The sequence below is a fragment of the Micromonospora sp. NPDC048063 genome (assembly GCF_043202855.1).
In the GTDB taxonomy this organism is placed as follows: Bacteria; Actinomycetota; Actinomycetes; order Mycobacteriales; family Micromonosporaceae; genus Micromonospora.
Window position 1 is genome coordinate 22514 of record NZ_JBIDBG010000016.1, and the last position, 10979, is coordinate 33492.

The following is a 10979-nucleotide window of genomic DNA, read 5'->3' on the forward strand; positions in this document are numbered from 1 at the left end:
TCTCAGGAGATCCCAAACTCTTTGCTGATGAAGTCGAAGATCTCGTCGTCGCTGGCCGATTCGAGATCGGGCTTGTCCTGCTCGGTGGCCGGTCCGGCGCCCAGGTCGGACGCCTTGGCCAGCAGGTCCTGCATCCGGGCGGTGAACCGGGCCCGGGCCGTCGCGTCCAGTGGGATGGCCGTGAGCAGGCTCTCCACGGTGTCGATGCCCTGGAAGATGGGCTGCGTGGACGGCGCCGCGTCGGCGGCGATCTCGCTCGTCAGCCTCTCGGCGAGCGCGGCCGGCGTCGGGTAGTCGAACACCAGCGTCGCCGGCAGCCGCAGCCCGGACAGGCTGTTGAGCCGGTTGCGCAGGTCCACCGCGGTGAGCGAGTCGAAGCCGAGTTCGGTGAAGAGCCGGCCGGGGTCGACCGCGTCGGCGCTGGCGTGGCCGAGGACGGCGGCGATGTTCGCCCGGACCACGTCCAGCACGACCTTCAGCCGCTCCGGGCCGGCCAGCCCGGCCAGCCGCTGGCTCAGCTGCATCCCGCCGGCGCGGGCACCGGCGGCGTCGACCGATCGCCGCAGCGGCACCCGGACCAGGGCCCGGAGCATCGGCGCGAGCGTGCCGGCCTCCGCCTGCGTCCGCAGGGTCCCGACGTCCAGCCGCATCGGTACGACCGCCGCCGCGTCGAGCCGCCAGGCCGCGTCGAAGAGGTCCAGCGCCTGCTCGGTGGCGAGCCCCGCCGCGCCCTGCTCGGCCATCCGCCGCACGTCCGCGTCGTCGAGGTGGCCGGTCATGCCGCTGGCCTGCTCCCACAGGCCCCAGGCCAGGGAGATGCCGGCGAGTCCGCGGGCCCGCCGGTGCGCGGCGAGGGCGTCCAGGAAGGCGTTCGCCGCCGAGTAGTTGGACTGGCCGGCGCTGCCCAGGGTGGCCGCCGCCGAGGAGAAGAGCACGAAGGCCGCGAGGTCGAGGTCGGCGGTGAGGCGGTGCAGATGCCACGCCGCGTCGATCTTCGGCACGGCGACCGCGTCCACCCGCTCGGGGGTCATCGACTCCAGCACGCCGTCGTCGAGTACGCCGGCGGCGTGCACCACGGCGGTGAGCGGATGGTCGGCGGGCACCCCGGCCAGCAGCGCCGACAGGGCGTCCGGGTCGGCGACGTCGCAGGCCGCGACGGTGATCCGGGTGCCGGTGTCGGCGAGGTCGGCGAGGTCGGCGATGCCCTCGGCCGCCGCGCCGCGCCGCCCGGCCAGCAGCAGGTGCCGCACGCCGTGGGTGGTGGCGAGGTGGCGGGCCACGATACGGCCCAGCACGCCGGTCCCGCCGGTGATCAGCACGGTGCCGTCGGGGTCGATGCCGCCGGGCAGCAGCTCCACCCCGGCCGGAACCCGCCCGAGCCGTGGCGTACGGACCTGCCCGCCCCGCACGGCGAGCTGCGGCTCGCCGGAGGCGATGGCGGCGGCCAGCACGGTGCCGCTGCCAGGGGTGTCGTCGAGGTCGACCAGCTGGCACCGGCCCGGGTGCTCGAGCTGCGCGGTCCGCAGCAGGCCCCAGACCGGGGCCTGGCGCAGGTTGACGACCGGCTGCTCCCCCGCCGCGACCGCGTCGCGGGTGACCAACACCAGCCGGGAGTCGGCGAACCGGTCGTCGGCGAGCCAGGTCCGCACCGCGGCGAGGGTGCGGTGCGTCGTGGCCCGCGCCTGCGCGGCCAGCGACGGGTCCGTCGGGTCCCCGACGCCGCCGACCGGGACGATCACCGCCTCGGGCGCCGGCGCGCCCCCGGCGAGCAGGTCACCCAGCGAGTCCAGGTCCACGTCGGCACGCACCCGCACGCCGGCCGCCTCGCAGGCGACGCTGAGGGCGAGATCGTCGCCGCCGAGCACCACCCAGCGGATGGCCGCCGGCACCGGGCCGGTGGGCACCGGCAGCGCCGGCCAGTCCACCTGGAACAGGGACTCGTGCCGGCCGGAGCGGGCAGCGCCGAGCGAGTCGCCGGTGACCCGGCGCATGATCAGCGAGTCCACGTGCAGCACCGGGGCGCCGGTGGCGTCGGCCACCTGGAAGGAGACCCCGACCTCGCCGGCCGCCGCGACGCGCACGCGCAGGGCGGTGGCACCGGCGGCGAGCAGGGAGACGCCGGTCCAGGCGAACGGTAGGCGGGGCACCGTGGCGTCGGCCCCGTCGCCCATCCGGCCGAGGAAGCCGCCGATCGACATGGCCTGCAGCGCGCCGTCGAGCAGCGCCGGGTGCACGCCGAACCGGCCGGCGTCAGCGTGGTGGTCGGCAGGCAGCTCGACCTCGGCGAAGACCTCGTCGTCGCGGGTCCACGCGGCGCGCAGGCCGCGGAACGCCGGGCCGTACCCGAAGACGGTCGCCTCGATGCCGGAGTAGAAGTCGTCGGCCTCGACGCGGGTCGCGCCGGGCGGCGGCCACACCCCGAGGTCGAAGGCGGGCGCGGTGCCCTCGGCCGGCTGCGGGGCGAGCAGGCCGGTGGCGTGGCAGGTCCAGGCCACGTCGGCCAGGATCTCGTCCGAGCCGTCCCGGTAGGGCCGGGAGTAGAGCTGGACGGTGCGGCGCCCGTCGTCGTCCCGGTCGCCGACCATCAGCTGCACCTGGAGCGCGCCGAGTTCGGGCAGGACGAGCGGGGCGAGCAGGGTCAGCTCCTCCACCGTCGGGCAACCCGCCTGCTCACCGGCGTACGTCGCCAGCTCCACGAAGGCGGTGCCGGGCAGCAGGATGTTGTCCATCACCCGGTGCTCGCCGAGCCACGGGTGGGTACGCACCGACAGCCGCCCGGTGAAGACCATCCGCTCGCTGTCCGGGAAGGTCAGCGTGGCGCTGAGCAGCGGATGCCCGGCGTCCTGGAGGCCGGCGGAGCTGACGTCCTGCGCCCGGTGGACCGGGGGGTCGACCCAGTACCGGTGGTGGTCGAAGGCGTACGTGGGCAGATCGACAGCGTCGGTCTCGGCGAGGACGGTCGTGAGGTCGACGGGCAGGCCGATCGCGTGCGCCGTGGCCAGGTTGGTCAGCAGCCGCGTCGCGTCGTCGTCACCCCGCCGCAGGCTGCCCAGAATGTGACCGGTCACGCCCGCGTCATCGAGGATCGCGGTGACCGGCATGGTCAACACCGGATGCGGCGAGACCTCCACGAACGTCGTGTGACCCGCGGCGACCGCCACCCGCACGGCCGAATCGAACTGCACCGTCTGCCGCAGGTTGTCATACCAGTAGTCCGCCGTCATCGACACCGGATCCACCCAGTCACCCGTCAACGTCGACACCAGACGGGTGTGACCCTCCTGCGGGGCGATGCCAGCCAAGTCGGCACGGAGTTGTTCCGCGACGTCCTGCACCGCCGCCGAGTGGGAGGCGTAGTCGACGGGGATCAGCCGCGCCCGGACACCGTCGGCCTGGCACGCCTCGACGAGGTCCGCGACGGGCTGCGGCGGACCGGACACCACCACGGTGGAAGGGCCGTTGACGGCGGCCACCCCGACACCCGGGAAACCCGCGAGACGGGCGGTGATCGCCTCGGCGGACAGGTCGACCGACGCCATCGTGCCGGTGCCCCGCAGCACCGTCAGCGCCCGCGACCGCAACGCGACCGCCTTTGCCGCATCCTCCAACGACAGAATCCCCGCCACACACGCGGCACCGATCTCACCCTGCGAGTGACCGATCACCGCAGCCGGAGAAACCCCAACGTGCCGCCACACCGCCGCGAGGGCGATGCCCACGGCCCACAGGACCGGCTGCACCACCTCCACCCGCTCCAACCACGACTCGTCCTCGCCCGTGAGCACCGACACCAGGTCCACGTCCAGATAAGGGGCGAGAGCTTGCTGGCACTCCGCCAACTTCGCGTCGAACACCGGCGTACGACCCACCAGACCGGCCGCCATCCGCGCCGACTGCGCACCCTGACCCGGGAACACGAACACCGCACCCGCACCGTGGGACGAGGCCGTGCCCGCGACGACGTTGCCGGCCGGCGAACCGGCCGCCAGCGCGTCCAGCCCCGACAGCAACTCCTCGACGCTCGCGCCGACCACCGCCGCCCGCTGATCGAACAGCGACCGCGTCGTGGCCAGGGACCAGCCCACCGCCGCCACATCAACGTCGCCGCGCTCGCGCACGTACTCCGCCAGCCGCGCCGCCTGACCCGCCAGAGCCCCCTTCGACCGCGCCGACACCGACCACACGACGACATCGGAGTCCACCAGGCCCGGACGCGGGTCCACGGGCGCGGACTCGACCGGCTCGTCGGCCTGCTCGATGATGACGTGGGCGTTGGTGCCGGAGATGCCGAACGACGACACCGCCGCGCGGCGGGGACGGTCCACCGCCGGCCACGGCCGGGACTCCGTCGCCAACTCCACCGAGCCGGACGTCCAGTCGATGTGCGGGGACGGCTCGTCCACGTGCAGCGTCGCCGGCACGACCCCGTGCCGCATGGCCTGCACCATCTTGATCACGCCGGCGACGCCCGCCGCCGCCTGCGCGTGCCCGATGTTCGACTTGATCGAGCCGAGCAGCAGCGGCCGGTCGGCCGGCCGGTCCCGCCCGTACGTGGCGAGCAGCGCCTGCGCCTCGATGGGGTCGCCGAGCGTGGTGCCCGTGCCGTGCGCCTCGACCACGTCGACGTCGGCCGTGGACAGCCGCGCCGACGCGAGGGCCTGCCGGATGACCCGCTGCTGGGAGGGGCCGTTCGGGGCGGTCAGCCCGTTCGACGCCCCGTCCTGGTTGATCGCGGAGCCGCGTACCACGGCGAGGACCTTGCGGCCCTGCCTGCGGGCGTCGCTCAGCCGCTGCACGAGCAGCATGCCGACGCCCTCGGACCAGCCGGTGCCGTCCGCCGAGGCGGCGAACGACTTGCACCGGCCGTCGGCGGCGAGGCCACGCTGGCGGGAGAACTCGACGAACGCGGTCGGGGTGGCCATCACCATCACACCGCCGGCGAGGGCCATGTCGCACTCGCCGCGCCGCAGCGCCTGGCCGGCCCAGTGCAGGGCCACCAGGGACGACGAGCAGGCGGTGTCCAACGAGACGGCCGGACCTTCGAGGCCGAACGTGTACGCCACCCGCCCGGAGATGACGCTGCTGGTCATCCCGGTCAGCATGTAGCCCTCGGCGGCCTCCGGCGAGTACGCGAGCAGCGAGCCGTAGTCCTGGCCGCTGGTCCCGACGAACACGCCGGTGCTGCTGCCCCGGACGGCGGCCGGGTCGATGCCGGCGGACTCGAAGGACTCCCAGGTGGTCTCCAGCAACAGCCGCTGCTGCGGGTCCATGGCCAGGGCCTCGCGGGGCGAGATGCCGAAGAACCCGGGGTCGAACCGGTCGACGCCGCTGAGGAAGCCGCCGCCGCGGGCGTAGAAGGTGCCGCTGGCGTCGGGGTCCGGGCTGTAGAGGGAGTCGAGGTCCCAGCCCCGGTCGGTGGGCAGGTCGGTGATCGCGTCGACGCCGTCGGCCACGAGCCGCCACAGGTCGTCCGGGGACCAGACCCCGCCGGGCAGCCGGCACGCCATGCCGATGATGGCGAGGGGCTCGTCGTCGTCGACCGACACGGTGGTGGTCGTGGGTCGCACGGGGACGGGGGTGCCGGCGATCTCCGTACCGAGGAAGGCGGCCAGGTCGTGTGGGGTCGGGTAGTCGAAGACGAGGGTGGCCGGCAGCCGCATCCCGAACGCGTTGTTGAGCCGGTTGCGCATCTCGACGGCGGTCAGCGAGTCGAAGCCGAACTCGCTGAACGCCTTGCGCGGCTCGATGGCCGTCGGGTCGGGGTAGCCGAGCACGGCGGCGGCCTGGCCGCGGACGATCTCGACCAGCGCGGCGGCCCGGTCGGTGTCGCCGAGCGCGGCGAGCTGCTGGACCAGGGACGCGCCGGTGGTGGCCGCGGCGGCGGTGCGGGCGGGCATGCGGATCAGCGCCCGGTACAGCGGCGGGATGCTGCCGCCGGCGAACTGCACCTTCATGGCGGCGAGGTCGAGCCGGGCCGGGACGAGCGCGGCGTCGGTGGTGCGGCAGGCCGCGTCGAAGAGGGCGAGCCCCTCCTCGGCCTCCATGGCGGCGACGCCGGAGCGGGAGATCCGGTTGAGGTGGACGTCGTCCAGCTCGGTGGTCATGCCGCTGCGGTCGGCCCAGAGGCCCCACGCGAGGGTGAGCGCGGCGAGCCCGCGCGCCTTGCGGTGCTGGGCCAGCCCGTCGAGGAACGCGTTGGCGGCGGCGTAGTTGCCCTGGCCGGGGCCGCCGGCGGTGGCGGCGAGCGAGGAGTACGAGACGAACGCCTTCAGGTCTAGGTTGGCAGTCAGCTCGTGCAGGTTCCAGGCGGCGTCGACCTTGGGCCGCAGCACGCCGTCCATCCGCTCGGGGGTGAGCGAGGAGATGACGCCGTCGTCGCGGACGCCGGCGGCGTGGATGACAGCGGTGAGGGGGTGCTCCGCCGGGATGGCGGCCAGCAGCTCCGCCACGGCGGCCCGGTCGGCGACGTCGCAGGCGGCGACGGTGACGGTCGCGCCGAGCGCCTCCAGGTCGGCGCAGAGTTCGGCGACGCCCGCGGCCGCCCGGCCGCGCCGGCTGGTGAGGATGAGGTGCCGGACGCCGTACGTGGTCACCAGGTGCCGGCTCATGAGCTGGCCGAGGGTGCCGGTGGCGCCGGTGATCAGGACGCTCCCCTCCCCGTCGAACGGGGCGGCTGGCGGCTCGGCGACGGCGGGGACCCGGGTGAGCCGGGCGCCGGCGGCGACGCCCGCGCGGATCACCACCTGCGGCTCGTCGGTGGCGACGGCCGGGACGAGCGCGGCGGCGCAGCCGGCCACGTCGTCGACGTCGACCAGCACGAACCGGTCGGGGTTCTCCGACTGGGCGGAGCGGAGCAGGCCGATCACGGCGGCGCCGGCCAGGTCGGTCAGGTCGGCGTCCCGGTCGGTGGCGACCGCGCCGCGGGTGAGCACGACCAGCCGGGAGGCCGCGTACCGGTCGTCGGCGAGGAACTGCTGGAGCACGGCGAGCGCCCGGTGGGTCACCTCGGCGACGGCGCGCGGCACGTCCGCCGACGCGGGCGGGTCGAGGAAGGGCACGACCAGCACGCCGGGTGCGTCCGCGCCGTCGTCCATCGCGGTCGCCAGGGCGGTCAGGTCGGGGTACGCCGCCACGGCCGTCCCGGTTGCCGCTACCGCGTCGGTGAGGGCCGCGTCGTCGTCGACCACCACCCAGGCGTCGGTCGACGGGCCGGCGGCCAGGGCGAGCGGGGCCCACTCGACCCGGAACAGCGACTCGGTCCCGCCGCCCCCGGCGGTGCGGAGCTGGTCGGCGGAGACCGGCCGCAGGACGAGGGAGCCGACGGAGATGATCGGCGCGCCGGTGACGTCGGCGAGCAGCAGCGAGATGCTGTCGGTGCCGGTGTGCGAGACCCGGACCCGGGCCGCCGCCGCGCCGGCGGCGTGCAGGGCGACGTCGTTCCACGAGAACGGCAGCCGGCCGTACCCCGGGGGCATGTCCGCCCCGGACGGCGCGCCGGTGGCGGTGGTCAGCCCGAGGGTGTGCAGCGCCGCATCGAGCAGGGCCGGGTGCAGGCCGTACCCGTCGGCCTCGGCGGCGGAGGTCTCCGGCAGGGCCAGCTCGGCGAAGAGGTCCTCGCCGCGCCGCCAGGCGGAGCGCAGCGCGATGAAGGACGGGCCGTAGTCGTAGCCCTGGGCGGCGAGGTTCAGGTACAGGTCGTCGGTGGCGACCTCGGTCGCGCCCGGGGGCGGCCAGGCGGTCAGGTCGGACCAGCCGGAGGGCGTGCCCGGTCCGGCGGGGCCGCTGGCCAGCACGCCGCTGGCGTTGCGGGTCCAGGCCCGCTCCCCCGCGCCGTCGGCCGGGTCGCCGTCGACCGCGGAGTGCAGCGACACGGACCGGCAGCCGGTCTCGTCGGCCGGGCCGATCCAGAGCTGGATGTCCACGCCACCGGTCTCAGGCAGGATCAGCGGCGACTCCAGGGTGAGTTCGCGGACGTGGTCCGCGCCGACGTGCGCGCCGGCCTGGAGGGCGAGTTCCACGAAGCCCGTGCCGGGCAGCAGCACCGTGTCGAAGACGACGTGGTCGGAGATCCACGGGTGGGTGCGCCGGGCCAGTCGCCCGGTGAACAGGAAGCCCTCGGCGTGCGCGACGCCGACGGCGGCGCCGAGCAGGGGGTGCCGCGCGGGCCGCAGGCCGACGGCGGTGACGTCTCCGGTCCACCCGGCGCCCGCCTCCGGCCAGTAGCGCTGGTGCTGGAAGGCGTACGTGGGCAGGTCCACGCGGCGTGCGCCGGTGTCGGTGAACCACTGCCGCCAGGTCACCGGCACGCCGTGCACATGCAGGTCGGCCAGGGCGTGCAGCAGGGCGTGCGTCTCCGGCCGGTCCTTACGCTGGACGGCGACGGCCAGCACGGCATCATCCTCGGGCAGGATGTCCGCCGCCATCGCCGTCAGCACACTCTGCGGACCCACCTCCAGGAACGTGTCCACGCCCGCCTCACGCAGCGCGGCGACCCCGTCGGCGTACCGCACCGCCTCACGGACATGCCGCACCCAGTAGTCGACCGTGCGAATCTCGTCGCCCTCGGCCAGGGCACCGGTCACGTTCGACACGACCGGCAGCAACGGGGCGGCAAAGGTCAACCCGTCCAGGAGCGTGCGGAACTCATCGAGGATCGGCTCCATCAGCGGACTGTGGAACGCGTGGCTGACGGCGAGGCGGCGGGTCCGGGCGCCTCGCTCCTTCCAGGTCCGCTCGATGCCGTCGAGGGCGTCGACCGCGCCGGACACCACGACCGATGTCGGCCCGTTGACCGCCGCGATCCCGACCCGATCCGTGAGGCCGGCGATCGACTCGGCCACCGCGGCCTCGTCCGCCGCCACTGCGAGCATCCCGCCGCCGGACGGCAGGGCCTGCATCAACCGACCCCGAGCCGCCACCAACGCGGCGGCGTCCGACAGGGACAACACCCCGGCCACGTGCGCGGCCGTGATCTCACCGATCGAGTGACCGGCGAGCATGTCCGGCACGACGCCGAACGACTCGATCAGCCGGAACAACGCCACCTCGACCGCGAACAGGCCCGCCTGGGTGAACACGGTCTGGTCCAGCAGCTCGGCCTCCGGGGTGCCCGCCTCGGCGAACAGCACCTCCCGCAACGGACGCGGCAATAGCGGATCGAGCTGCGCACACACCTCGCCCAACGCGGCGGCGAAGACCGGGAACGCCTCGGACAACTCCCGGCCCATGCCCGCACGCTGCGCACCCTGACCCGAGAACAGCACCGCCAGCGAGCCCCGGCCGCCGGCCTGGCCCGCGACCACCGCGCCCGACGGCTCGCCGGACGCGAGCGCCCGGAGCCCGGCGAGCAGGTCGTCGCGGCCGGTGGCCGGCACCACGGCCCGGTGGTCCAGGGTGGACCGGGAGGTGACCGACGAGAAGGCGACGTCGAGGGGACGCAGGGTCTCGTCGGCAGCCAGCCGGGCGGCCCAGCGCTGCGCCTGTCCGGCTAGGCCGGCGGCGTCCCGGGCCGACACCAGCACGGGGACGACCGGCCGCTCGACGGCCGGTGCGGCGGGGGCCGGCGCGGGCTGCGGCACCGGGGCCTGCTCCAGGATGGTGTGCGCGTTGGTGCCGGACACCCCGAACGAGGACACGGCCGAGCGGCGCGGCCGGTCCGTCGCCGGCCACGGCGTCGCCTCGGTCACCAGCGAGACGGCACCGGCAGACCAGTCGACCTCGGGGGTCGGCTCGTCCACGTGCAGGGTCGGCGGCACGACGCCGTGCCGCATCGCCATGACCATCTTGATCACACCGGCGACGCCGGCGGCGGCCTGGGCGTGGCCGATGTTCGACTTCACGGACCCGAGCAGCAGCGGCGCCGCGTCGCCCCGGTCCTGCCCGTACGTGGCCAGCAGCGCCTGCGCCTCGATCGGGTCGCCGAGCCGGGTGCCGGTGCCGTGCGCCTCCACCACGTCCACGCCGCCCGCGGCGAGACCGGCGTTGGCCAGGGCCTGCTGGATGACCCGCTGCTGGGACGGCCCGTTCGGGGCGCTCAGGCCGTTGGAGGCGCCGTCCTGGTTGACGGCGCTGCCCCGCACCACGGCGAGGATCGGGTGGCCGTTGCGCTGCGCGTCCGACAGCCGCTCCAGCAGCAGGACGCCGACGCCCTCGGACCAACCGGTGCCGTCGGCGGCGGCGGCGAACGCCTTGCACCGGCCGTCGGCGGCGAGGCCGCGCTGCCGGGAGAACTCGACGAAGGCGGCCGGGGTGCACATGGCGGTGACCCCGGCGACGATGGCCAGGGTGCACTCCCGCTGCCGCAGCGCCTGCCCGGCGAGGTGCAGCGCGACCAGGGAGGACGAGCAGGCGGTGTCGATGGTGACCGCCGGCCCCTCCAGGCCGAAGGTGTAGGCGATCCGGCCGGAGACGACGCTGCCGGCGTTGCCGGTCATCAGGTGCCCTTCCAGGCCCTGCGCGGCACCCATCAGCACGGTGCCGTAGTCCTGCCCGGTGCTGCCGGCGAAGACGCCGGTACGGCTGCCGCGCAGCGAGTGCGGGTCGATGCCGGCCCGTTCGAGGACCTCCCACGAAGTCTCCAGCAGCCAGCGCTGCTGCGGGTCCATCGCCAGGGCCTCGCGCGGTGAGATCGCGAAGAAGCCCGGGTCGAAGTCGGGCATGTCGTGGACGAAGCCACCCTGGCGGGTGTACGACGTGCCGGGGCCGCCCTGCTCCTGGTCGGCGTCGTACAACGACCCGAGGTCCCAGCCCCGGTCCTCCGGGAAGTCGGTGACCGCGTCCCGGCCGGACGCGACCACCTCCCACAGGTCCTCCGGCGACCGCACGCCGCCGGGGAACCGGCAGCTCATGGAGACGATGGCGACCGGTTCCTGTTCGCCGGCCTCCACCTCGCGCAGGCGCTGCCGCACCTGATGCAGGTCAGCGGTGACCCGCTTGAGGTAGTCGAGAAGCTTCGCCTCGTCAGCCATGGACCGCGCACT

General features: G+C 74.8%; 1 protein-coding gene. It reads right to left on the reverse strand.

The window, feature by feature from the left end; translation table 11 throughout:
• Positions 1–2: 2 nt before the first annotated feature.
• Positions 3–10967, reverse strand: a complete 10965-nt coding sequence (locus ACGFZ2_RS28165) for an SDR family NAD(P)-dependent oxidoreductase (protein WP_393458649.1) — start codon at positions 10965–10967, stop codon at positions 3–5.
• Positions 10968–10979 lie beyond the last annotated feature (12 nt).